Origin of the sequence: Dactylosporangium sp. NPDC051485 (genome assembly GCF_040682015.1) — a bacterium.
Taxonomy (GTDB): Bacteria; Actinomycetota; Actinomycetes; order Mycobacteriales; family Micromonosporaceae; genus Dactylosporangium.
Window position 1 is genome coordinate 1 of sequence record NZ_JBFAZW010000147.1, and the last position, 21,802, is coordinate 21,802.

Here is a 21,802-nt window from a genome sequence, read left to right on the forward strand (position 1 = left end):
GGCCTGCCCCGCGGCGGGGCTCATCGTGGTCCGGGTCGTTGCGGCGTCGCTCGGCGCCCGGTGCGTGTCCGCCGGCCGGGCCGCCATACCGCTTCCGGCTGCGCTCGGGCTCGGCCCGCTCGCGGCCGCACCGGCCTTGGTGTGGGTATCGGTCGAGGTGTCGGGATCGGAGCTGTTCGCGGTCTGGGTGCCGTCACCGGAACCGCGGCCGGTTCCGGTGACGGTCGGGAGGTCGCGGTCCGGGGTCTGGTTGGTGCCGGTGGGCGGCAGGTCCGCGGCGGACGGGGTGGCGTCGCCGCCGGGATCGCCGGCCCGGGTCCGGGGTCTGTCGCCGGAACCGCGGATGGTTCCTGCGGCGGTCGGTTCGCGGTCCGGGTCGCTGCCGGTGGGCGGGGCGATGTCGCTGCCCGGGAAGTCGTCGTCCTCGGGGTCCTCGACGTAGGTCAGGCGGAAGCAGGTGCGGACCGGGGCGGGGCGGCCGCTGTCGGCCCAGCGTTCGAGCACCTCCCGCAGGCGGGCCACCTCCGGGCCCTCGCCGATCAGCGCCGACGACGCCGGGGTGGGTTCGTCATCGCGGGCGGCGCCGGTGACAGCTAGGCGCCGCGGGCCGGGCTGCTCCGGGGCGTCATCGCCGGCCGCGGCCAGGCCTTCGGCGAGGGCGGGTGCCATGCGGTGCGGCAGGGCGGGGGCCTCGGCGGGGGCGGGGGCCGTGCGGAGGCGGGGGTCGTGGGAGGTGAGGGCGTGGAGCCAGGCGCGTACGACGGTGTCGTGGCGGACCTGGCCGTCGGTGAGCAGGGGGTGGTGGCGCAGGCGGGCGCGGACGAGCAGGTCGACCGTCGTGTCGAGGGCCGCCTCGGGGGCCTCGGCGGGCGGGCGGTGGGTGGCGGCGGCGAAGACGCCCGGCATGGTTCGGCGCAGGGTGTCGTGCGTGGCGGCGTCGGCGCCCCACAGGACCGGGCGCCACTGGGCCGTCGCCGCCGCCGGGTCGGGGCCGACGACCGGTGCTGACGGTGCTGAGCCTGGGGCGGCGTGCGACGCGGGCGTTGCCGGCGGTCCAGGGACGGGCGTCGGCTGCGGGGGCAGGGCCGGCACGACGCGGCCTCGGTCGACCAGGCTGGTGGCGAACGCGGCGAGGTCGGCCAGGTAGCCGATCGATGAGCCCGGGCGGGTGTCCGGGGCCGCGGCGAGGAGGGCCTCGGCGTCGGCCGTGGGGGACAGCACGACGATCGGGACGGTCCAGCGGGACTGGTGGCGGGTGGCCGCCGGCCGGGTGCCGCGGGCTGCTGGGAGGTGCTCGGTGAGTTCCGGTGACGCCGCCGGGCGGGCCGGCGTCGACGGCAGGAGCAGGTCGGCGGTCGAGACGTCGCCCGGCAGGGGCGGGAGCACGGCGAACGGGTGCCCGGACGGTGGTTCCCCGGCGGCCGTGGGCTGGTGCTCGGCCGCGCGAGCGGAAGGGGGGTGCAGGATCGGCGCGTCGGTGGTCTCGGCCCAGCAGGCGAGCCGTCCGTCCGGGGTCACCAGGCCGTGCACGACGATCACCGGTCGACCCTACTGGGTGCGGCCGCACGGTGGCGGGCCGCCGCACCACGGTCCGGCACCCCGGGTCACGGGGCCGGCACCCATGGTGCGGTGTCCTGGTCCAGCGCAGCGCTGCCGGCGTGCTGTCCGGCACCCGCGAGCGGTGTGGGCGCCCGGCGCGGCCGGCACCCTCGCCGCAGCGTCCTCGTGCCGCCGGCCGATCTGTCCGGCGGCGCGATGTGCGAGGACGCCGGACCCCGGCGCGGGGACCGCGGCCCGGGGTCAGCGCCAGGACGGGGGTTCGCCGGTGTCGACGAGCTTCCAGTCGCCGTTGTCGTACAGGACGTTGTCGTAGTAGAAGACGGTGTCGGGCAGCAGGGCCGGGGTGGTGAAGGCCTCCCGGGCGGCGTCGTGCAGGACCGGCTCCGGGATGCCCCACGTGGTGCGGGCGAGGGCGGCGACGTACGACAGGGCGTGGTGGCCCATGAAGCTGTCGTACGTGAGGCTGAACACCTCGTCGGCGGCGAGGGGGACGTCGCGGGGGATGACGTTGGCCGGTGGGAGGCCGCCGGGCAGGCCGCGGGCCGCGCGCACGGCGCTGTCGACGTAGACCGCGCAGTCCCGGTACAACACCTTTGTCCTTTTTGCCCCGGTGTCGAAGGCGAACAGGGTGTTCTGGCCGTGGGTTTCCAGGGGGCAGCCGGTCGCGGCGGCGGTGGCGCACCACATGCGGACCATCGGGGCGACGACGCGGGTGGCGACGAACGTCGCCGGGTCCTCGCCGAACGCCTCGACGAGCTGCTCGAGCAGCGGCGGGTCGGCGGGGGCGTGCACGTCCCGGCCGTACAGGGCGAACAGCGGGACCGTCCACGCCGGGGCGTCCACGACGGGGCGGGCGGCGCGGATGAGGAACCCCCAGGCGTCCTGCTCCCCGGCGAACCCGCCACCGCCGTCGGCGAGGGACGGGTGCGGGCCGAACCAGCCGCCGGCGACCTCCGGCAGGACCGGGGTGCCGGCCTGCAGCAGCTCGTCGGAGACCCACAGTTGCAGCTCGATCACCGGGCGGCGCAGGCGGCGGGTGAACCGGGACAGGCGGCGCGGGTAGTGCAGCTTCACGAAGTGCGGCTCGACCGGGCGGCCACCGATCGCGGTGACGAAGACCGTGCGGGCGTTCGCCGACGGCACAACCGTCAGGGACGGGCCCGGGGCGAGACGGCCGAGGACACCGGCGCCGGCCAGGTCGGGGGCGTCGAGAGCGTTCGGGTGCACGGGCAGCAGGAAACCGTCGCCGCCGGTGTACAGCGCCGGCAGCGGCGAGGGGTGCGCGGCCGTGCGGAACACGCCGTCGGACGGCGGGACCCGCACCGTCGGGAGCTCGAACGTCGCCGCACCCCGCTGCGGGTGGTACACGTCGGCGATGTCCAGGTCCTCGGCGTAGGGACTGTAGGTGCGGGTCCCGACGCCGAGATACCGTTCCGCGTACTGCCACAACGCGATCGGGTCGCGGGCGTCGATGGGGCGCACGCGGGAAGCCTACTGTGCGTACCGGCCTGCCACGAACGGAGAGCGGTGTCAGCTGGCCCACGTGTCGCCCGGGCGGTCCTCGCCGCCGCGCGGCCCGCCTACGTGTACGACCTGGCCACGGTCCGTGACCGGGTGGCGGCGTTGCGCGCGGCGCTGCCGGCGGGGACCACGATCGTGTACGCGATGAAGGCCAACGGCCACCCGGCGGTCCTCGACGCGGCGGCCCGGGCCGGCGACGGCGTCGAGGTCGCGTCCGGGGGAGAGCTGGCCGCGGCCGGGCACCACCCGCTGACGATCTTCAGCGGCCCGGCGAAGACCGACGACGACCTGCGCGCCGCGGTCGCCGGCAACGCCGTCGTCAACGTGGAGAGCCTGCACGAGCTGCGCCGCCTCGGCGCGGTCGCCGGCCCGGCGCGGATCTGCCTGCGGGTCAACCGCGGCCACGCGGCGCTGCCGGGCACGCACCGGATGACCGGCACGGCGACCCAGTTCGGGATGCCGGAGACCGACCTCGCCGCCGCCGCCGACCTCGTCGGCCGGGACGGGCACGCGCTGCTCGGCTTCCACCTGCACGCCGTGTCGAACAATCTCGACGCCGACGCGCACGCCGCCTACATCCGCGGCTGCGTCGCGTGGGCCCGCCCGGCCGCGGCCGCGCTCGGCATCCGCCGGCCGTGGGTGAATGTGGGCGGCGGCTTCGGTGTCGACGTCACCGGCGAGCGCGAGTTCGACCTGGGCGCGCTGCACCGGCAGCTGCGTGCGCCGTCCCTCGGCGACGATCACGAACTGCTCGTCGAGCCGGGGCGGTTCGTCGCCGCCCCGGCCGGCTGGTACGCGGCCGAGGTCGTGGACGTCAAACGCAGCCACGGCACCTGGTTCGTGGTGATCCGCGGGGGCACGCACCACTTCCGGCTGCCGGCGTCGTGGGGGTACAGCCACCCGTTCACGGTGCTGGCGGTGGACACGTGGCCGTACGACTTCGAACGCCCCGGCATCGTGGACGCCCGGGTCACGGTCGCGGGGGAGCAGTGCAACCCCCGCGACGTGCTGGCCCGCGACGCCCACGTGACCCGGGTGCGGGCCGGCGACGTGCTGCTGTTCGCCAACACCGGCGCCTACGGGTGGGAGACCGCCCACCACGACTTCCTGCGCCTGGCGCATCCCGGGTTCATCACGACCGACGTGGATGTCATCACGACCGGCCTGGACGGAACCGGGACCTGACGGCCCGCAGCGCCTGCCGGCGGGCGTCGCCGGTGAGCGTGTCCACGTAGAGCACGCCGTCGAGGTGGTCGGTCTCGTGCTGCAACGCCCGCGCGAGCAGTCCCGAACCGGTGACCGTGACCGGCTCGCCGTGCTCGTCGAACCCGGTCGCGGTCGCTGTCATCGCCCGGGGTGTCGGAAACGCCAGGCCCGGCAGGGACAGGCAGCCCTCGTCGCCGTCCTGGACCCCGCAACGGGCCGTGATCTGCGGGTTCACCAGGTGCCCGAGCCGGCCGCCGGCGCCGTAGACGAAGACCCGCAGGCCCACGCCGATCTGCGGGGCGGCGACCCCGGCCCGGCCCGGCTCGCCGGTGAGGGTGTCGAGGAGGTCCCGGACCAGGGACCGCAGGGCGGCATCGAACGAGGTCACCGGCTGGGCGGGGGTGCGCAGGACCGGGTCGCCGAGCAGTCGGATGGGGTGCAGCGTCACGGGAGCCCAGGGTACGTCGGGGCGGCGCAAACCCCACATGACGAGGGCCTAAACTATCCCGACTTCCCACCCCCGGAGGCACACCCATGGCCTACAAGGCCGATCGGGCGGACGTGCGGTCACACCGTGCCAGCCCAGCTCAGCGCCGGTTTCGCAGCACCCCGTGGATCATCGGCGGGCTCGTTGTCGCGCTCGCCGGCGCGGGCGGCGCCTTCGCGGCGGCGAAACTGGTGCAGCGCTCCTGCTCGGGCTCGGTCACCGCGACCGTCGTCGCGTCGCCGGCCACCGCCACCCTCCTTGAGGGGCTGGCCGCGAAGTGGTCCGGGACCGGCCCGGCCGTCGCCGGGCAGTGCGCGCACGTGTCGGTCACCGGCCGCGACACCGCGGTCGTGGCCCAGGCGCTGGGCACCGAATGGGACCCGAAGACGGGCACGGCGCCGGACGTGTGGGTGCCGGACTCCAGCGCGTGGGTGCGGCGGGCCTCCACCGCGTCGATCGCCGAGCGGATGATGCCGGACCTGCAGCCGTCCCTCGCCCGCAGCCCCACCGTCCTGGCCATGCCGAAACCGATGGCCGAGGCCCTCGGCTGGCCCGATGGCGACCTGTCGTGGCAAGACATGATCAACAAGGTGGCGGCGGACCCGCAGGGCTGGGCGAAGTACCACAAGCCCGAATGGGGCGCGTTCAAGTTCGGGATGAGCGACCCGCTGCAGTCGACCGCCGGCCTGCTCGCCCTCATGGCGATCCTCGACGGCAACGACGACGGCGAGGTCACCCCCGACGAGCAGGCCACCCTCGCCAAGCTCAAGCAGCAACGGGCCGTGTACACCGACACCACCGCCCAGCTCCTCGAGGGCCTCGCCGCCGCCGACCGGCAGGGCGCCGCGCAGGGACTGCAGTACGTGTCGGCGTTCCCGGCCCTCGAACAGGACGTCCTGACCTACAACAAGGCCAACCCGCACACCCCGCTCGTCGCCGTGTACCCGTCTAACGGCAGCGCCGACGCCGACAACCCCTACCTGATCCTCGAAGCCCCGTGGGCGAAGCAGGACAGGCAGGAGGTCGCCAAGGCGTTCCTCGCGTTCGCCCGCGGGCCCGAGGGCCGCAGCGTGTTCCTCGACGCCGGGTTCCGCGACCCGAACCGGGTCGGTGGCAGCGCCCTGTCCGGCAACGCCGCCTTCAGCGCCCGGATCAAGACCGTGCCCCGGGCCGTGCTGCTGCCCGAGTCGGTGAAACAGTCGATGGACACGTGGACGGCCCTGACCCGGCCCACGAATGTGCTGCTCGTCCTCGACGTGTCGGGGTCGATGAACGAGGCCGTCCCCGGCGCCGGCAAGACCCGCATGCAGCTGGCCAAGGAGGCCGCGTACGCCGCCGTGACCCTCTTCGACGCCGACGTCAGCGCCGGCCTGTGGAGCTTCTCCAGCCGGCAGGCCGGCAACCAGGACTACAAGCCGCTGGTGCCGCTCGGCAAGGTCGGCGAAGCCGTCGCCGGCAAGACCACCCGCCGCGACCAGATGCTCGCCGCGATCGAGAAGCTCACCGCGGTCGGCGACACCGGCCTGTACGACACCGCGGCCGCCGCCCAGCAGGCCGTCGTCGACGCGTACCAGCCCGGCGCGACCAACCTCGTCGTGCTCATGACCGACGGCACCAACGACGACCCGACCGGCGGGCTCAACCTCGAGCAGCTGCGGGCCAGGATGCAGGCCAACGCCGCCGGCGACAAGAAGGTCCCGATCGTCACCGTCGGCTACGGCAACGACGCCGACTTCGCCGCCCTGCAGGACATCTCCCGGACCAGCGGCGGCACCCTGTACACGTCGAAAACCGCGTTCGACATCAACGACGTCCTGCTGACGGCGATCTTCGGGAAGGTGTAGGACAACGACCGGTGGTGATCAGCGCAGCGGGTTCGGTAGCTCGCACCACCGGTCCGTGAGCGGATCCGGGGCCAGCCGCATCGCCGTCGTCGCCTTCACCGGCCACACCTGCCCGAACACCGCCCCCTTGTCCGCCGGGCCCACCGACCGGTCGGCGACGTCCGCGACCACCTCCCACAGCCCCTCGTCGCCCAGCGCCGCGACGAGACTGCACAGCACCGTCGAGAACGCCGCCGCGAGCAGCTTCGTGCGCAGCGCGTCCTCGTCATCCGTCGGCAGCGCCCCGATCAGCGGCGGCATCGCCACCCCCGCCCGCCGCAGCCGCCCCGCGTGGACGTGGATGCCGCCCAGATCCCGGTAGTACACCCGCACCGGCCGCCCTCCGGCGACCTCGACGAGCGTGTTCTGCCCGTGCGCCTCCAGCGCCACCCCGAGATCGAGCAGGCCCAGCAGCGGCGGCACCATCACCTCCACCAGCCGGGCGAAGAACCCGGGCGTGAGCAGGTCCGGCCGGTGGGGGAGCAGCGCCAGGGGGACCACGGCGCTGCCCGCGGGCGGGGCCTGCCGCCACACGGCGCCGAGCGCCCGCTGCGGCTCACCGGCCGCGTCCAGGACCGTCCCGGAAGAGACCTCCCGCAGCACATGGATCCCGGGTGTACGGCGGGCAAGCCCCGCCACCAGGTCCGAGGCGAGCGGCCCGTTGTGCACCGCGGCCGCCGACAGGGTCCGCACCGCGCTGGTCATCTGCACCTCCACCGCGGTCTTCACGTGCATCCCCGGCCACGCCGACAGCGGCTCCAGGGTCCGCAGCGACATCAGCGGCCGGGCCGGCACGTCCACCCCGGTGTCGGACACCAGGCCGGTCGCCAGGGCGCGGGGGAGCTGCCACGGGTGCACCGGGAAACGCGGCGGCCGCGGCACCCCGCCGGTGCGCCACCGGGCCGGGTCGGCCTCCACCAGCCGCAGCGGCACGACCGGATGATGCTCCGGCGCGTACGCCAGCACGTCCAGCGTCGACATGCCCAGGCGGGTCCGGCAGCACGGATGCAGCGGGTGACCGTCGACGACGGCCTGCTCCGCAGCGGCCAGGCCGGTGCCCCCGACCGGCGGCGCGGCCATCGCCAGGGCCAGGTTCGCGACGCTGTTGTCCAGCTCCGCCCGGAACCCGTCCGCCAGCCCCAGCGCCGCCGCCAGCACGCCCGGGTCGTCGAACCGCACGCCGTCGACGGTCACGCCCGGCAGCGGCGGGCCGAACAGGGCCGGCATCCCACCCGACAGGCGCGACCGGGCGACGATCCCCTCACGCCACAGCGCACCCCACAGGCGGGCCAGGATCGCGGCCCTGGCCCGCGGTACCGCGGCGGCGAAACCGGCGGCGAGATCCGGCCGGTGCGCTTCGAGGACCCGCGCGGTCTGCGCAACGTCGGGAACGTCCACCCGATGAGTCTAGGTGCCCCTGAGGCGCCTGGGATCCGTGTCCACCGTTCGGCCCGACTTCTCCGCGCCGGCCACCCGGCTGCCGGTTCACCTGCGCAAATGCTGTGATGTACGCGAGGATCAGTGTGGAGCACGGACGCTTCGGGAGGCTCGAAGATGGAGATTCGACAACTGCCGGCCGCCGCCCCGGTAGCGCCACCGGCGGCCCCGCTGCCGAAACCGGCCGCGAGCCAGACCCCCGTGGAGGCGGTGCAACCCCCGCCGAAAGGCGGCCTGCCCGCCTCACAGCAGGTGCTGAGCCAGCTCACCCCCGGTGACCGGGCCGCGATCCAGGGCGCCACCGGCTACAGCCTGTCACCGACCGGCGCCGTGACGAACGGATCGGGTGGCGTGCCACCGTGGTCGTTCATCATGGCGTTCGCCGCCTCCCGCACCGCCCAGCCGCCGGCCGAGGAGACCCAGCAGACGCCCCCGGACGACGGCACCCACGTCGACTTCACCGTGTGACCGCTGGAGATGGCGTGCGCCGGCACGCCGACGACCGGCGCACGCCATCTTTGTAGTGTGCGCCCGCCCGGGCCCGGCGACGTTCCGGTTTCCGGGTGTAAACATCGACCGGCAGGGCGTTGACCGGCCCCCGGCTTCCACCGCCCGCCCAACTTGGTTGACATAATGTACATTATCGAACATGCAGTACGCGCGGGATCGGATCGCCGATGCGTCTGTGTTCTCCTTCGTCGACCAGGACGGTACGGCCCATCGGACGGCGCTGCTGGACTGCTGGGGGCATCCGTTCGAGCGGGCGCAGTCGGGTTCGCGAACTCGTGTCGCACCGCCGTCGCCGCGGCTTTCCGGGGCTCTGGTGGTTCAGCGCCAGCGGTGAGCACGTTGGGTTCGAGTCGTGGCTGGAGCGAGATCAGGTCATGGCGTTGGACGCGGATCCCGGCGTCGCCGCGGTGGCATCGCAGCCGTTCGGGCTGAGTTGGACCGCCGGTGGCCGGCGTGTGCGGCACGCACCGGACTTCTTTGCCCGGCTGTTTGACGGTACCGGTGTTGTCATTGATGTTCGCGATGAGGCCCAGATCCAGCCTGCTGCACCTCAGCCCGCACCTGACGCAGGATGAAGACGGAACGATTCCGTCGTCGGCTGGGAGGCGCCTGACGGTGGGAGGACCATGCCGCGACCGATGCGTCTCATCTCACGTGGTGAATGACGGCAGCAGCCGAATTGAGGATGTTGTGGAGCATGCTGACAAGGAACAGCGCTCAGCCGATGGGTGCGATCGTGGTCGGGCTAAATGAGGGAGCGTGATGGCTTCACAGACTGAGTTGGCGGCGGCGGTCGCCGACCTGTGCGGGACCCGGTTCGTGAACGTCGGGCGCACGCTCAACATGGTCGAGGTCGGCTTCATACGCGGCGACGACGAAGTGCGGCTGCACGTGCAGTGCCCGTTTCGGCTTGTACGGCACTCGAAGGTTCTGCTGGGCTCGACCGACTACCAGTACCCGCTCAAGGCCCACTCGGACCGCGCTCTTGCGTTCGACCGGTACGAGACTCAGTTCGATCGAAGGGCCAGGATATTGACGGAAGTGCTCGGCGACGGTCTGCCGGTGCGTGAGGCGCACCTTCGTGACGACGGCGCGTTCCACTTGGCCACCGCCGACGAACTGCGGATCGAGGTGTTTCCCGCGGTGTCGGGGCCGATCGAATGCTGGCGACTGTTCGTCAAGGGCTCCGACAAGCACTATGTCTATCCACCGGCCGCTGACGAGAACTGATGGCCGCCGCTGATTCCATACTCATTTGCCGCCGTCCGTGCCAAGGGGCCATGCATGTAGCGGGCCCTGGGCGCCCGAGTGGGCGATAAGCTTCCGTCGTGCCCGACGTCGCAGAGTTTGTAGCCCTGATACAGCGACTGACCGAGGCGGCACGGCCGATGGTGGCTAGTGGGGCGAGCCCAGACGAGGTGGCGCAGCACCTGCTGCGGCGCGGCGGTCCGCCGATCGCCGTGATCGGAGCTGTTGCCGACGCGACCGGCACAGGGCTGGCCGATGCCAAGTGGATCGTGCACCGTAACCTTGACCCAGCCGTTCGCGCTGCCGCGGAAGACCTGTGGGACGACCTTCTCAATGCCATCAATGGCTCGCCAGAGCCTCCCATCGACCCGGACTCATCGCCCTGAGCCAGCCACGAGCGCTGTCCTCGTAACGACCAGGATGCACGCTCAGGATGTCGGTGGCGGGAGGGTGCTCGCTTGATCGGGTGCCGCATGTAACGCGCGAACTTATGGGCCAGTACCCTGCGTGACCAGCGAACCTGTACCGGCGACCGCGCCGGGTGGCGTCCCTGGCGTTGCGACTTGCCTCAGATTGTTTGGCAAACCGGACTCCCGCTTTGCCAAACAATCTGAGGCGCCGCAGGTCAGACAGCACGGGCTACCTCGGGATGATTGGCAAGGGACACGAGCGCCTACCATCCGGGCCACCGCCAACTGTCGACCTCAGGCCAGGTCGTCACGAGTCCGGCGGAGAGTACGCCGCCGAACGCCACGGTTCCCTCATGGGATGCGTAGGCGATCCAATCGTGGTGCTCGTCGATCCAGAAACCCTCCGGCCCGGTGTACCGCGGGGCGAAGATCTCGATATCCACCAGGTAGTCGGCCCCGTACTCGCGCAACTCGACTACACGCGGACGGCCCAGCTCTCGCAGCAATCGGCGAACCTGTCCAACGCCGTCGCCCTCCCACATCGACTCCTCGGTCAGCACCAGCACGTCGTGCGGAACCGAACTACTCAGCAACGGGTGCCACCAGCCGTTCTGCACCCCCCATCGTCGCTGCAGCGACGTCCGCCAGGCTGAAGACTCCTCAGGCGTCAGCACGCGCCGATACGGGACGGGATCGGTGCGCAAATCGGGCTGCGCCCTCCAATGCTGCACCTTTGCAGCGAACAGCCGCCGCTCATCGGCCATGACCTGTGCTTCGACGTCGTCGTACGGAGGCTCGGTAAACGGGGACCTTGCATTCCCGGCAGCCGCAAGCATCATGCTGGCCACTCCGTCAACGCTGGGAAGCCGGTCCGGATCGAGTCGCTCAACCTCCACGAGGATGGCATCCACGACGCGGTAACGGGGGAAGATCCGCTTCGCTTCGGTGGTGTAGTGGTACCCACCGGCCTGGCGGCCATCGTTGGGCAGCCGGCCATACTCCCTCTGAAGTTCCTCGTATCGCGTCGTCAGATACCGGCGCGATGCCCAGTGCAACGTTGCGGGATCCACGCACACTTCCTCTCCGCAGGTCAGCCGGAATCGGCTACCTCACGTTGATTGGCAACGGACACGGCAGTTGTGTGGCTTCACTGCTGCTGATGCCCCGAGCTGGAGCGTGCTGGTGGCGTCTTGCCTTCCACGGGCGTCTGCGGCGCTGGTCCGAGCCCGAGCAGCCGGTCAACGTCGGCGGCGAAGCGTGCAAGCTCCTGCGCGCCGAGCATCGGGCCGACCCGCGCATCCAGCTCTTCCCGGATGATCGCAGAACCGGCGGCGACCATCCGCTCGCCCTCCGCGGTGAGTTCGAGCACCGACGACCGCCGGTCGGATGGGTTGTCGACCCGGCGCACCCAGCCGCCACGCTCCAGCCGATCCGCCGACTTGCTGGCCCCGCCCACGCTGATGCCCAGGCCGTCGGCGATCTCCTGCACCCGGCAGCCTGGATGCGCCGCGACGATCCGCATCGGCAGGAGCGCGATCAGCAACAGGTCCAGCTCGCGGCGCAAACGGGTGTCGACGGCGTTGAAAAGATCCACCTGTAGCCGCACGATGCGCTCGAAGAGGACCGCGTGATCCACGTCACCATCCGCCATGTGCATTCCTGAGAAGATAAATCTGGGGAAGCATGTTCTTACCGTACATGACCATGCTCGACACGCAGAAGATGACCGAACTGATCGACCGTCAGCGCCGCTTCTTCGCCGAGGTGATGGCCTCTCGGCCCGTCGCCGACGACGTGCGGCTGCGCGACACGACACTGGGCGGAATCCCGGCCCTCGAGGTCACCATCGAGGGGACCCGGCCGCGCGGCGCCGCGCTGTGGATCCACGGCGGCGCCTTCGTCGCCGGCTCACCCCGTAACGCGCTCGCCCCTGCGGCACACGTCGCCCGCGCATCGGGGACCCGGGTGCTCTCGATCGACTACCGCCTGGCGCCCGAGCATCCGTATCCCGCCCCCCTCGACGACGCGCTCGCCGCCTACCGGGCGGTGCTCGACGAGGTGCCCGTCGACGACCTCGCTGTGGGCGGCGAATCCGCGGGCGGCACCCTCACACTCGCGCTGCTGGTCGCTGTACGCGATGCCGGCCTGCCACTGCCTCGCGCGGCCGTCGTCTTCTCGGCAGCGAGCGACCTCACGATGGCGAGCGAGAGCTACCACACCAAGGCGGCCGTCGACCCGGTGGTGACCGCCGACGCGCTGCAGGCAGGATTCCAGGCGTACATCGGCGGAGCCGACGCGGACCGTCCACTCGTCAGCCCGCTGTTCGCCGACCTCGCCGGACTCCCGCCAACGCTCGTACAGGCCGGCTCGCACGAGGTACTGCTCGGCGACTCGACCCGGCTGGCCTCCCGGCTCGCAGCGGCCGACGTTGCCGTGACGCTCGAGATCACCCCGGGCATGTCACACGTGTTTCAGGCGCGGGGCCCCGAACTGCCGCAGGCCGCCCGGGCGCTGGAGAGCGTCGGGCGGTTCCTACGCCAATCCCTGGACAACTGAGGATGGCCTGCCGATCCCGCCGGCCGGGAGCCAATCACCCTGAGGCACCGCAGGGCAACTCCCTCACGGACAGCCGCGGTCAGCGGATCGTGGCGACGAGGCGTTGCAGGGCGGCGTGGGCGGGCGGGCCCCAGGTGGGCTTGCCGCCGGGGCGGCCGTGGACGCCGTCGTCGCCGATGAGGATCCCGCTCAGGGCGCGTACCAACGCCCAACCGCGGGCGCGTCGTACGGTGGCGGGGTCCGGTGCCGGCCGGTAGGCGGCATGGAAACGGTCGATGGTGTCATCCGGTAGCAGAATCCACGCCGCGGCGAGGTCGCATGCCGGGTCGCCGGCGCAGAGGTCGCCGAAGTCAATGACGCCGCAGAAGGTGCCGTCGGCGGTCAGGACGTTGGCCGGATGCAGGTCGGCGTGAATCCACAGCGGCGGACCGGTCCACGGCGGCGCGGTGACCGCGTCGTGCCAGACGGCGTTGACGGCGTCCGGGTCCTGGACCAGCCCCTCCTCGGTGGCGGAGGCCAGCATCCTGGCGAATCCCTCGGCCCGGTCGGCCAGCGGCCCGCCGCGGCCCCGGCCGGCGGGCGCCCCGTCGGGGGCGGGCCGGTGCAGCGCCGTCAGGAACGCGGCCAGGGACTCGGCCGCATCGGAGGCTCGCGTGACGGGTTCCCGGTCGGCGGGTGCGCCCGGAACCCAGGTGGTGATCAGCCAGGGCCGGGGGAACCGTGCAGAGGGCTCGCCGAGCCGCTGCGGGACGGGAACCGGCAGCGGAAGACGCGGGGCGAGCTCGGGCAGCCAGGCGTGCTCCTTGCGCAGCAGCGCGTCCGCGGACTCGGTCGCCCAGGGAACCCGGACGGCCAGGTCGTCGCCGAGCCGCCACAGCTGGTTGTCCCAGCCTCGCGCGCCCAGTCGCACCGGCTGGTCGGCGAGGTCGGGGTACTGGTCGCGCACCAGATCCAGGACCAGTTCCGCGGTGATCTCGATCGCAGCGTGGGACACGCGGAGCAACAGTAGTGCAGCGCCACCGGCGGAGGGGACCCATGTTGTACACGGTGGACGGGATCAGCATCCTCGCCAAACCGCGGCCCGGCGACTGGCTCGAGGACGACCTGGCCCGCCTGGCCCGCGCCGGTGTGCAGGTGCTGGTGAGCCTGCTGACCGACGACGAGGTCCGCGAGACCGGGCTGGCCGGCGAGGCGGCGTGCGCGCGGGACGCCGGCCTGGAGTTCCTGCGCGTGCCGATCCCGGACCGTCAGGCGCCCGGCGCCGATTTCTCCGCGTCGGTACTTCCCGTGCTTGTCGGCCATCACCGCGCCGGGCGGCACGTGGCGGTGCACTGCCGGTTCGGCATCGGCCGGTCCGCGACCGTCGCCGCCGGTGTCCTCGTGGCGTGCGGCGGCGACCCCGGCGACGTGTGGGCGCGGCTGGCGGCGGTCCGGGGCGTGCCGGTCCCCGACGTCGATGCGCAGCGCCACTGGGTCGAGAGTTTGATCACGTAGGGTGATGAGTTGTCGGAGGTGAGGAACGAATGACGCAGGCCGGCGCGAATGTTCCTCTGGCGGGTGACGCGACGGTAGGTGATCGGCGTATGCAGCCGCTAGGCTGTGCGTATGCGTGAGGTGCGCAAGGAGCGGGTGACGGTGACAATGCCCGCCGATGACGCCGCCGCGGTCCGGCGGTTCGTGGACGCGGGCGGCGCAGAGTCGGTTTCGGCGTACGTCGCCGAGGCGGTGCGTGGTCGGCTGGCCCGGGACCGGGCGCTGCTGACGTTGAACGAGTTGTACGCGCAGCGGGGGGTTCGGATGGATCCGGAGCACCACGCGTGGGCGCGCGAGGTGCTGGGGGTGGCCCCGGCTCCGGCGAGCGGCCCGTCGTCGTGACCGGCCTCGGCGCGGACCGGCGCTGCGGGTGCCCGTCGTGCGGGGAGGTCGCGTGACGGCGGTCGGCGGGCGGATATTGGACAGTTCGGCGATTCTGGGGTTCGTGGCCGGGAAGCCGTACTCGTCGGCGATCGTCTGGCACGCGGTGGACCAGGGTGTGGTGCTGGCGGTGCCGGCCGCGGCCCTGGCCGAGGCGTGGGCGCAGACGTCGCCGAAGGACTATGACGTGCTGAAGGTGCTGCTGGCGCTGCCGGTGGTGGTCGTGGACGACCTGACGGCGGCGGACGCGGTCGACTCGGGCGCGTTGTTCGGCGGCGAGGGCGGCCCGGCGCTGGTCGCGGCGGCGCACGTGGTGCGCCGAGCGCAGGCCCGGCCGGGCTGGGCGATCGTGACGGACCGGGCGGAGATGCTGCGCACCCTGGACCCGCAGGCCGAGATCGACGAACTGCCCTGATCATCGTACGGTGTGTCGCACTCGGAAAATGTCATAGGCGGCTGGTATGACTGTTCCGACACATGTTCGATTGAGTGGGTTGGAGGGTGCGATGGTTGCCGCGCGGACCGCGGCCGAGGGCTTGTCGACGGTGGATCTGGAGCAGATCCGGGACACCCTCGCGGCCGGCCGGAAGTCGAAGGTCGTTTTCACCGAGCAGGCCGGGCAGATCGCCGGGCAGTTGGGCCAGGTCGTCGCGCTGACCGACCCGGACCTGTCCGACGAGTGGGTCGTGGTCCGGTTCGGCCGCGACGAGCTGCCCTTCTCCCCCTCCGACCTGGCGATCGCGCCGAAGGCCGCGCCGGCCAAGCGCACGCCAGCCGTTCCAGCACCTCGTGAGGAGAGCCCCGTGCCAGCCCCTGCCGTTGCCGCCGAACCCGACTCCAGCGACGCCCCGACCACGACGGACTCCCCCGCCCCGGCCGCCGAAGCTCCGGACGCGGCGGACCCGGCGCCGGCTCCCGCTGCCGAGACGCCCGCGGCGGAGTCGCGCTCCTCGAGCAAGCCCCCGGCGAAGAAGACCGCGCCGAAGCCCAAGCCCCCGGCCGGGCTGACCGTCACGCTCGCGTATGCCGACGGCGAGTGGACGGTCGCCGCCAACCAGGGCGCGAAGGCCCTCGCCAAGCCCTACGTCATCAAGGCCGGCGAGGCGCTGAAGATGGTCGCGATGCTCGACGTGCCGGGCGTGCACGAGGCCGTGGAGGAGATCGTCGCCGCGGCCCGCGCGGAGGCCGAGACCCACGCGGAGCGGCTACGGGCCGAGCTCGCCGAGATCGAGGCCCGCCTGGCGGAGCTCCGCGAGGCCGAGTAGCACCGGGCCGGTCCCCGCCCGCGCCGCCGCCCCAGGGCACTCGGCGCGGGCCGGTCGGCCCGCCTACCGGCGGCGGCGCCCGGCGTGCCGCTCCGCCTTCGGTCGAACGCGCCTGCCGGACCAGGGCAGGGCTCGACCGCAGGCCGGCGCCGGCGAGATGCGTGCAGTTGAGCCCGGCCCTGGCCCGGCAGGCCGGCGCCCGTGGGAGGTGTGCCGCGCTCGGCCCGTAGTCGAACGCGGCGCACGATGAGGGCAAGGCTCGACCGCAGGGCCGGCGCCTCTGGGGGCGTGCCGCCCGACACGTAGTTGGACACGATGAGGGCCGGCTCGAACGCAGGCCGGTGCCGGTGGGAGGCGTGCCTCTCGGGCCCGTAGTCGAACGGGTCGCTGACCAGCGCCAGCCGGAGGCGGCCCGCGCCGCGCCCAGCCACGGGTCGGCCGTGGGCTCGGACTGGTCGCCGTCACGCCGGGACGGTGCTCAGGCTTCCGTGCGGCACGGCAACGCTGGAGCCGGCCGGTTCCGGCGTTGCCGTGCCGGGCGCAGCCGGTTCCGGCATGCGGGTGCCGCCCTGCCGCGGTGGTGCGCCGGCAGAGTGCCGTCCTGGCGCCCTGGCTCGGTGGTGCGGGCGCGTTCGGTGCGGGCGGTGAAGTTCGGCTGTCGGGACGGTTGCGCGGAAATGGCGCGGCGCTACCGTTCCATCACCGGCTCGGGTGGGCCGGGCCGGTGGGCTGCGGGTGGCGCGCCGGACGGAAGCGACACAGGGCGGCACCCCGCGCCAGGAACGGAACGACGTGCAGGTGAGTGACGGGGCGCCGATCGAACCCACCCAGCTTGAACCCCGCCGAATCGACGCCGACCGCATCGAGACCGGCCGTGTCGAGGCCGGCCGTGTCGAGGCCGGCCGTGTCGAGGCCGGCCGTGTCGAGGCCGGGTCTGTCGAAGCCGGCCGTGTCGAGGCCGGGTCTGTCGAAGCCGGCCGTGTCGAACCTGGCCAGGGGACCGCGTCGGCGGTGTCGACGGCCCCCTCCCCCAGCGCCGCGGCGGTCGTGGTGCCGTGGCGGGTGCCGCGGGTCTGGCGGGTGCTGCTGGGGGTCGCCCGCGGACTGGTCCGGCCGGTGGCGCGGCTGCAGGTCACCGGTGACGTGCCGGCCGAGCTGCGGGCCGGGCCGGTCATTTTCGCCGCGAACCACATCGGGCCGTTCGACCCGGTCGCGGTCACCGCGGCGTGCCGGGTCGCAAGGCTCGCGCCGCGACTCATGGCGACCGGCGGGCTGTTCCGGGCGCCGGTCGTCGGGGCGGTGATGCGGGCGTGCGGGCATATCAGGATCAACCGGCGGCAGGCGGACGTGGGCGCCGCCGTCAACGACGTCACCGCCGCCCTCGCCGCCGGGTCGCACGTGCTCGGGTACCCGGAAGGGCGCATCACCCTCGACCCCGGGATGTGGCCGGAGCGCGGGAAGACCGGGCTCGCGCGGATCGCGCTCGCCACCGGGGCGCCCGTTGTCGCGGTCGCGCAGTGGGGGGCGCACGAGGTCGCGGCGTGGGGCGGGTTCGGGCCGACGGTCCGGGCGTTGAGCCGGGCGCTGTTGCGGCGGCCGGCGGTGCGGGTGCACTTCGGGGCGGTCGTGGACCTGTCCGGGATCGATCCGGCCGCGCCGGGGGCGGCGCAGCGGGCCACCGACCGGATTATCGACGCCATCACCGCCGAGCTGCGGCTGTTGCGGGTGGACGAGCCGCGGCTCCCCCGGTACATCGACCCGGTTCGGCCGCTCAGCGTCCAGCGCCGCCACCGCCCGGCGCCCTGAACCCCGCAACCCGCGCCGTTGGCGCCGCACGCTCCCAAGCCCTGAACCCCGCGCGCCCCAACCCGGGCAGCCAGCGCCACCGGTGCCGCGCGCTCCCAACTTGGGCTGAACATCCCAAAAGTCCGTATCTTTTCGAGAAAGTTCCCGCGGAAGGCGCGCGAGTTGTCGAGGTTGTGGCGTCTGCTCCGTCCCCGGGGTACGAGTGGCCAGGAACGAGGCCACGCAAGACGACGAAGGAGTGGGCGGCGTGGAGCTGACCGAGCGGATGGAAGGGACGCGGGCATGAAGTACCTGCTGCTGAAGCACTACCGGGGCGGGCCCGAGCCGGAGGCCCCGTGGCCGCCGATGGACCGGTGGACGCCGGAGGAGGTCGACGCGCACGTGCGGTACATGCAGGACTTCGCGGCCCGGCTGCAGGAGTCCGGCGAGTTCGTCGACAGCCAGGCGCTGGCGCCGGGCGGGGCGTTCGTGCGGTACGACGGTGAGGGCCGCCCGCCGGTGACCGACGGCCCGTTCGCGGAGACGAAGGACCTCATCGCCGGCTGGATGGTCATCGACGTGGAGTCCTGGGACCGGGCGGTGCGGCTGGCCGGGGAGCTGTCCGCGGCACCGGGGCCCGGCGGGAAGCCGCTGCACGAGTGGCTGGAGGTGCGCCCGTTCCTCAGCGAGTCGTCCGCGGAGACGGAGTGAACGAGCAGATGCTGCGGGACCTCGTGCCCGCGGTCATCGGCATCCTCGTCCGGCGCGGGGCGGACTTCGCGTCGGCCGAGGATGCCGTGCAGGAGGCGCTGATCCGGGCACTGCAGACGTGGCCGGACGACCCGCCGCGCGACCCGAAGGCGTGGCTCGTCGCGGCCGCGTGGCGCAAGTTCCTCGACGCGGCCCGGGCCGAGGCGTCGCGGCGCGGGCGGGAGCTGGCGCTCGACGCCGAGCCGCCGCCCGGGCCGGCGCCGGGCACCGACGACACGCTGCGGCTGTACTTCCTGTGCGCGCACCCGGCCCTGCCGCACAGCTCCGCGGTCGCGCTGACCCTGCGCGCCGTCGGCGGGCTGACGACGCGGCAGATCGCGGCGGCGTACCTGGTCCCGGAGGCGACCATGGCCCAGCGGATCAGCCGGGCCAAGCGGAAGATCGCGGGGCTGCCGCTGGACCGGTCCGGGGATCCGGCGACGGTACTGCGGGTCCTCTACCTGGTCTTCAACGAGGGCTACAGCGGCGACGTCGACCTGGCCGCCGAGGCGGTGAGGCTCACCAGGCAGCTCAACGCCCTGACCGGCGACCCGGAAGCGGCGGGCCTGCTGGCCCTGATGCTCCTGCACCACGCGAGGCGGGCGTCGCGGACCGGCCCCGGCGGCCGCCTCGTCCCGCTGCAGGCACAGGACCGGTCGAGGTGGGACACCGGCCTCATCGCCGAGGGCGTCACCGTCCTGCAGGAGGCCCTCGCCCGGGACCGGCTCGGGGAGTACCAGGCGCAGGCCGCCATCGCCGCCCTGCACGCGGACGCGCCCACGGCCGCGGAGACGGACTGGGTGCAGATCGTGGAGTGGTACGACGAGCTGCTGCGGCTGACCGGCGGAAGCCCGGTGGTGCGGCTCAACCGGGCCGTCGCGGTCGGCGAGGCCGACGGTGCGCGGGCCGGGCTGGCGGCCCTGGACGGCGTCGACCCCGCGCTGCCGCGGTACCGGGCGGTGGCCGCCTATCTGCACGAGCGCGACGGGGACCTCGAGCGGGCCGCGGGCCTGTACGCGGAGGCGGCCCGCGCCGCCCCCAGCGTCCCGGAGCGCGACCACCTGACCCGGGAAGCGGCCCGCGTCAGGCAACTGCACAAGGGGAGCACGACCACCTGACCCGGGAGGCAGCCCGGGTCAGGTGGCTGCAACAACGCACGCGACCACGTGACCTCGGAGGTGGGCCGGGCCGCTGCGCAAGCAAGCGGGCCGGGTCAGCCCTCGCGGCGCATCCGCAGGTAGGCCAGGACGGCCTCACGGGTGGTGCGCACGCCGAGGACCTCGCGGGCCTCGGCGATGCGGCGGTTCGCGGTGCGCAGCGACAGGAACTCGGCCGCCGCGGCGGCGGCGATTGTCTCGCCGCCGGCGAGGCGCTCCAGCAGGGCGCGCTGCTCGGGGGCGAGGACCGGGCCGCCGGACTCCTCGGGCGGGGCGGTGCCGAGGTCGGCGTCGGGGTCGGTGGTGACGGGGCCGATGCGGCCGAGGTCGGCGAGCAGGGCGCGGCCGATCTCGGCGGTGGCGTCGGCGATGGCGACGATCCCGGCGCCGCGGGCGGCGGCCAGCAGGGCGAGTTCCACGGTGTCGGCGTCGGCGACGCGGCCGAACAGGGCGAGGCGGGCGTCGGAGACGTCCCAGGCCTGGTCGGTCAGGGCGAAGCCTTCCCGGGTGGTCCAGCCGGCCCGGGCGAGGCGGCGCAGGACCGCGGTCGCCTCGCCGCTGGTGGCCACGACGTACCGCGGCGCGAGTGCCGGATCGCCCGCCATCAGCGGCTCATCGGAGAAAACATGCGCCCACCATGCGTTAAGGAAAGCACTGGGCACAAGACCCGGCAAATCATCCAAGTTCCTCGATTGCTAACGCCGCGGCTTCGGTGCGGGTGCGGGCGCCGAGCTTGCGCATGCCGGAGCGGATGTGGGTCTCGACGGTCTCCCGGGAGATGCCGAGCTGCCCGGCAATGCGGCGGGTCGGCTCGCCGTTGGCGACGAGGCGCAGCACGTCGCGTTCGCGGTCGGTGAGCTCGTCGCCGGCGCGCCGGCCGCGGGTGTCGCGGCGGATGGCGTGGCGACGCAGGGCGCGGCGGGCCCGGCCCAGCAGCACGACCAGGCCGGCCTCCTCGGCCAGCCGCTCGGCCTCCAGCAGCGGCGGGACGGCCTGCTCGGCGGCGTCCTCGAGCAGGCCCTGGGCGAGCAGGCAGCGGACCTCCTCGCGGCGGGCCAGCTCGTGCCAGGCCGCGGCGGCCTCGGCGAAGCGGTCCGGGGCCTTCCACGCCTCCAGGGTGGCCCGCACCGGCGCGAGGGGCGCGTCGGCGGGCACCGGCTCGACCGTGACCCCGGCGTCGTAGGCGGCCCAGCGGGCGGTGATGCGGCGCAGGCCGTCGACGAGCGGCGACGCGTCGGCCAGGGCGGCGTCGAGGACCGCCTGGTCGGGCCGGCCGTCGAGCCAGGCCGCCTCGCGGGTCACCCAGTCCAGCAGCGGCCCCGCGGACGCGGGCCGGTGCTGGAGGGCGTCGAGGCGGGCGCGGGCCGGGGCGAGCAGGCCGCCGTCGGCCTCGGCGAGGGACGCGGCGGCGACGGCGTAGCCGCGGGCCAGGGCGGGCAGGGTGCGGTCGGCGAGGTCCCCGGCCCGGCGGACCACCTCGTCGATCTCGGCGCCGCGCAGGGCGTCGCACCACAGCTGCGCGGCGAGGAACCGGGTCTGCCAGCTGTAGGCGAGGTCGCCGGCGCAGGCGGCGGCGGCCGCGGTGGCGGCCTGGGCGGCCTCGGCGAGGCGGGCGTCGGCGGTGAGGGTCTCCACGAGCAGCCACGCCGACCAGCGGGCGGCGAGGGCGTCGCCGGCCTGCCCGGCCGCGGAGGCGGCGGAGGCCAGGCCGTACTCCCAGCCGGGCTGGCGGGTGCCGGCCCGCACCGCGGCGATCGCGGCGCGCAGGCCGGTGTGGGCGGGCGCGTCGCCGTGGGCCTGCAGCAGCGCCTCGGCCCGGGCGACGGCGCCGTCGGGGTCGGTGGTGAGCATGGACAGCAGCCGGATGCGGTCGCGGGCGCCGACGGTCTCGGCCGGCGCGTCGTCGGGCACCCCCGATACGGCGTCGGCGGCGGCGACCGGGTTGCCCTGCTGCAGCAGGGCCTCCCCGCGCAGCACCGCACCGACCGGGTCGGCGGTGCCGGCGTCGATGACCCGCAGGCACGAGCCGGGGCGGCCCGCGGCCAGGGCGGCGCGGGCCGCGGCGATGCGCACGGAGGGCTCGGGGTCGACGCCGGGCAGGTCGCAGGCCAGC

At 73.8% G+C, this 21,802-nt stretch carries 23 protein-coding genes and 1 pseudogene; 15 read left to right on the forward strand and 9 right to left on the reverse strand.

Annotated features, from left to right (window positions below):
• Both AB0M46_RS46250 and AB0M46_RS46255 read right to left on the reverse strand, forming a co-directional pair.
• Positions 1-1,539: pseudogene (locus AB0M46_RS46250) on the reverse strand (hypothetical protein); the annotation flags it as partial.
• Positions 1,540-1,800: 261 nt separating this feature from the next.
• Positions 1,801-3,042: a hypothetical protein gene (locus AB0M46_RS46255; protein WP_363347114.1), complete on the reverse strand. Its 1,242-nt coding sequence runs from the start codon at positions 3,040-3,042 to the stop codon at positions 1,801-1,803.
• Between the two features lie 45 nt (positions 3,043-3,087).
• Between AB0M46_RS46255 and AB0M46_RS46260 the strand changes: the two genes are divergently transcribed.
• Entirely contained in the window at positions 3,088-4,266 is a 1,179-nt protein-coding gene (locus tag AB0M46_RS46260) for an alanine racemase (RefSeq protein WP_363347116.1), read from the forward strand.
• Here AB0M46_RS46260 and AB0M46_RS46265 read toward each other — a convergent pair.
• Entirely contained in the window at positions 4,235-4,735 is a 501-nt protein-coding gene (locus tag AB0M46_RS46265; protein ID WP_363347118.1) for a peptide deformylase, read from the reverse strand. The genes AB0M46_RS46260 and AB0M46_RS46265 overlap by 32 nt on opposite strands.
• A gap of 86 nt (positions 4,736-4,821) precedes the next feature.
• On the opposite strand from AB0M46_RS46265, the gene AB0M46_RS46270 reads away from it, so the two are divergent.
• Positions 4,822-6,618 carry a substrate-binding and VWA domain-containing protein gene (locus AB0M46_RS46270; protein ID WP_363347120.1) on the forward strand — a complete coding sequence of 599 codons (1,797 nt, stop codon included), beginning with the start codon at positions 4,822-4,824 and terminating at the stop codon, positions 6,616-6,618.
• Between the two features lie 18 nt (positions 6,619-6,636).
• Here the strand turns inward: AB0M46_RS46270 and AB0M46_RS46275 are convergent, their stop codons facing one another.
• The gene (locus tag AB0M46_RS46275; RefSeq protein WP_363347122.1) at positions 6,637-8,055 is read right to left on the reverse strand and encodes an IucA/IucC family protein; all 1,419 of its coding nucleotides are present in this window, start codon (positions 8,053-8,055) and stop codon (positions 6,637-6,639) included.
• 156 nt (positions 8,056-8,211) lie between these two features.
• Here AB0M46_RS46275 and AB0M46_RS46280 point away from each other — a divergent pair, with 156 nt between their 5' ends.
• The 5 genes from AB0M46_RS46280 (at position 8,212) to AB0M46_RS46300 (ending at position 10,238) form a co-directional block, all read left to right on the forward strand.
• Entirely contained in the window at positions 8,212-8,562 is a 351-nt protein-coding gene (locus tag AB0M46_RS46280; RefSeq protein ID WP_363347124.1) for a hypothetical protein, read from the forward strand.
• Between the two features lie 181 nt (positions 8,563-8,743).
• On the forward strand, positions 8,744-8,938 hold the full coding sequence (locus AB0M46_RS46285) for a hypothetical protein (protein ID WP_363347159.1): 195 nt from the start codon (positions 8,744-8,746) through the stop codon (positions 8,936-8,938).
• Complete coding sequence (locus AB0M46_RS46290) at positions 8,880-9,179, forward strand: TnsA-like heteromeric transposase endonuclease subunit (protein ID WP_363347126.1); 300 nt, start codon at positions 8,880-8,882, stop codon at positions 9,177-9,179. Before AB0M46_RS46285 ends, AB0M46_RS46290 begins: the two co-directional genes overlap by 59 nt.
• Before the next feature lie 184 nt (positions 9,180-9,363).
• On the forward strand, positions 9,364-9,834 hold the full coding sequence (locus tag AB0M46_RS46295; protein WP_363347129.1) for a hypothetical protein: 471 nt from the start codon (positions 9,364-9,366) through the stop codon (positions 9,832-9,834).
• 98 nt (positions 9,835-9,932) lie between these two features.
• Entirely contained in the window at positions 9,933-10,238 is a 306-nt protein-coding gene (locus AB0M46_RS46300; protein WP_363347131.1) for a hypothetical protein, read from the forward strand.
• A gap of 287 nt (positions 10,239-10,525) precedes the next feature.
• Here the strand turns inward: AB0M46_RS46300 and AB0M46_RS46305 are convergent, their stop codons facing one another.
• Positions 10,526-11,332, reverse strand: coding sequence for a hypothetical protein (locus tag AB0M46_RS46305; RefSeq protein ID WP_363347133.1), 807 nt, complete (start codon positions 11,330-11,332; stop codon positions 10,526-10,528).
• Positions 11,333-11,409: 77 nt separating this feature from the next.
• Positions 11,410-11,913 carry a MarR family transcriptional regulator gene (locus AB0M46_RS46310; RefSeq protein ID WP_363347135.1) on the reverse strand — a complete coding sequence of 168 codons (504 nt, stop codon included), beginning with the start codon at positions 11,911-11,913 and terminating at the stop codon, positions 11,410-11,412.
• 53 nt (positions 11,914-11,966) lie between these two features.
• Between AB0M46_RS46310 and AB0M46_RS46315 the strand changes: the two genes are divergently transcribed.
• The gene (locus AB0M46_RS46315; protein ID WP_363347137.1) at positions 11,967-12,818 is read left to right on the forward strand and encodes an alpha/beta hydrolase; all 852 of its coding nucleotides are present in this window, start codon (positions 11,967-11,969) and stop codon (positions 12,816-12,818) included.
• Positions 12,819-12,897: 79 nt separating this feature from the next.
• Here the strand turns inward: AB0M46_RS46315 and AB0M46_RS46320 are convergent, their stop codons facing one another.
• Positions 12,898-13,812 carry an aminoglycoside phosphotransferase family protein gene (locus AB0M46_RS46320; protein ID WP_363347139.1) on the reverse strand — a complete coding sequence of 305 codons (915 nt, stop codon included), beginning with the start codon at positions 13,810-13,812 and terminating at the stop codon, positions 12,898-12,900.
• Between the two features lie 41 nt (positions 13,813-13,853).
• Here AB0M46_RS46320 and AB0M46_RS46325 point away from each other — a divergent pair, with 41 nt between their 5' ends.
• The 7 genes from AB0M46_RS46325 (at position 13,854) to AB0M46_RS46355 (ending at position 19,650) form a co-directional block, all read left to right on the forward strand.
• Positions 13,854-14,312: a sulfur transferase domain-containing protein gene (locus tag AB0M46_RS46325; protein ID WP_363347141.1), complete on the forward strand. Its 459-nt coding sequence runs from the start codon at positions 13,854-13,856 to the stop codon at positions 14,310-14,312.
• A gap of 111 nt (positions 14,313-14,423) precedes the next feature.
• Positions 14,424-14,693 carry a ribbon-helix-helix domain-containing protein gene (locus AB0M46_RS46330; RefSeq protein ID WP_363347143.1) on the forward strand — a complete coding sequence of 90 codons (270 nt, stop codon included), beginning with the start codon at positions 14,424-14,426 and terminating at the stop codon, positions 14,691-14,693.
• Between the two features lie 52 nt (positions 14,694-14,745).
• Positions 14,746-15,147, forward strand: a complete 402-nt coding sequence (locus AB0M46_RS46335) for a hypothetical protein (protein WP_344619291.1) — start codon at positions 14,746-14,748, stop codon at positions 15,145-15,147.
• Positions 15,148-15,238: 91 nt separating this feature from the next.
• Positions 15,239-15,997, forward strand: a complete 759-nt coding sequence (locus tag AB0M46_RS46340) for a hypothetical protein (RefSeq protein WP_363347146.1) — start codon at positions 15,239-15,241, stop codon at positions 15,995-15,997.
• 1,047 nt (positions 15,998-17,044) lie between these two features.
• On the forward strand, positions 17,045-17,803 hold the full coding sequence (locus AB0M46_RS46345) for a lysophospholipid acyltransferase family protein (RefSeq protein WP_363347157.1): 759 nt from the start codon (positions 17,045-17,047) through the stop codon (positions 17,801-17,803).
• A gap of 282 nt (positions 17,804-18,085) precedes the next feature.
• Positions 18,086-18,493 (forward strand): YciI family protein, encoded by a 408-nt coding sequence (locus AB0M46_RS46350; RefSeq protein ID WP_363347148.1) that lies wholly within the window; start codon positions 18,086-18,088, stop codon positions 18,491-18,493.
• Complete coding sequence (locus AB0M46_RS46355) at positions 18,490-19,650, forward strand: DUF6596 domain-containing protein (RefSeq protein ID WP_363347151.1); 1,161 nt, start codon at positions 18,490-18,492, stop codon at positions 19,648-19,650. Before AB0M46_RS46350 ends, AB0M46_RS46355 begins: the two co-directional genes overlap by 4 nt.
• Before the next feature lie 95 nt (positions 19,651-19,745).
• Here AB0M46_RS46355 and AB0M46_RS46360 read toward each other — a convergent pair whose 3' ends face one another.
• Together AB0M46_RS46360 and AB0M46_RS46365 are read right to left on the reverse strand one after the other, a co-directional pair.
• Positions 19,746-20,294 (reverse strand): LuxR family transcriptional regulator, encoded by a 549-nt coding sequence (locus AB0M46_RS46360; protein ID WP_363347153.1) that lies wholly within the window; start codon positions 20,292-20,294, stop codon positions 19,746-19,748.
• A gap of 70 nt (positions 20,295-20,364) precedes the next feature.
• Positions 20,365-21,802, reverse strand: a 1,438-nt coding sequence (locus AB0M46_RS46365) for a helix-turn-helix transcriptional regulator (protein ID WP_363347155.1), incomplete at its 5' end; no start/stop codon positions are given.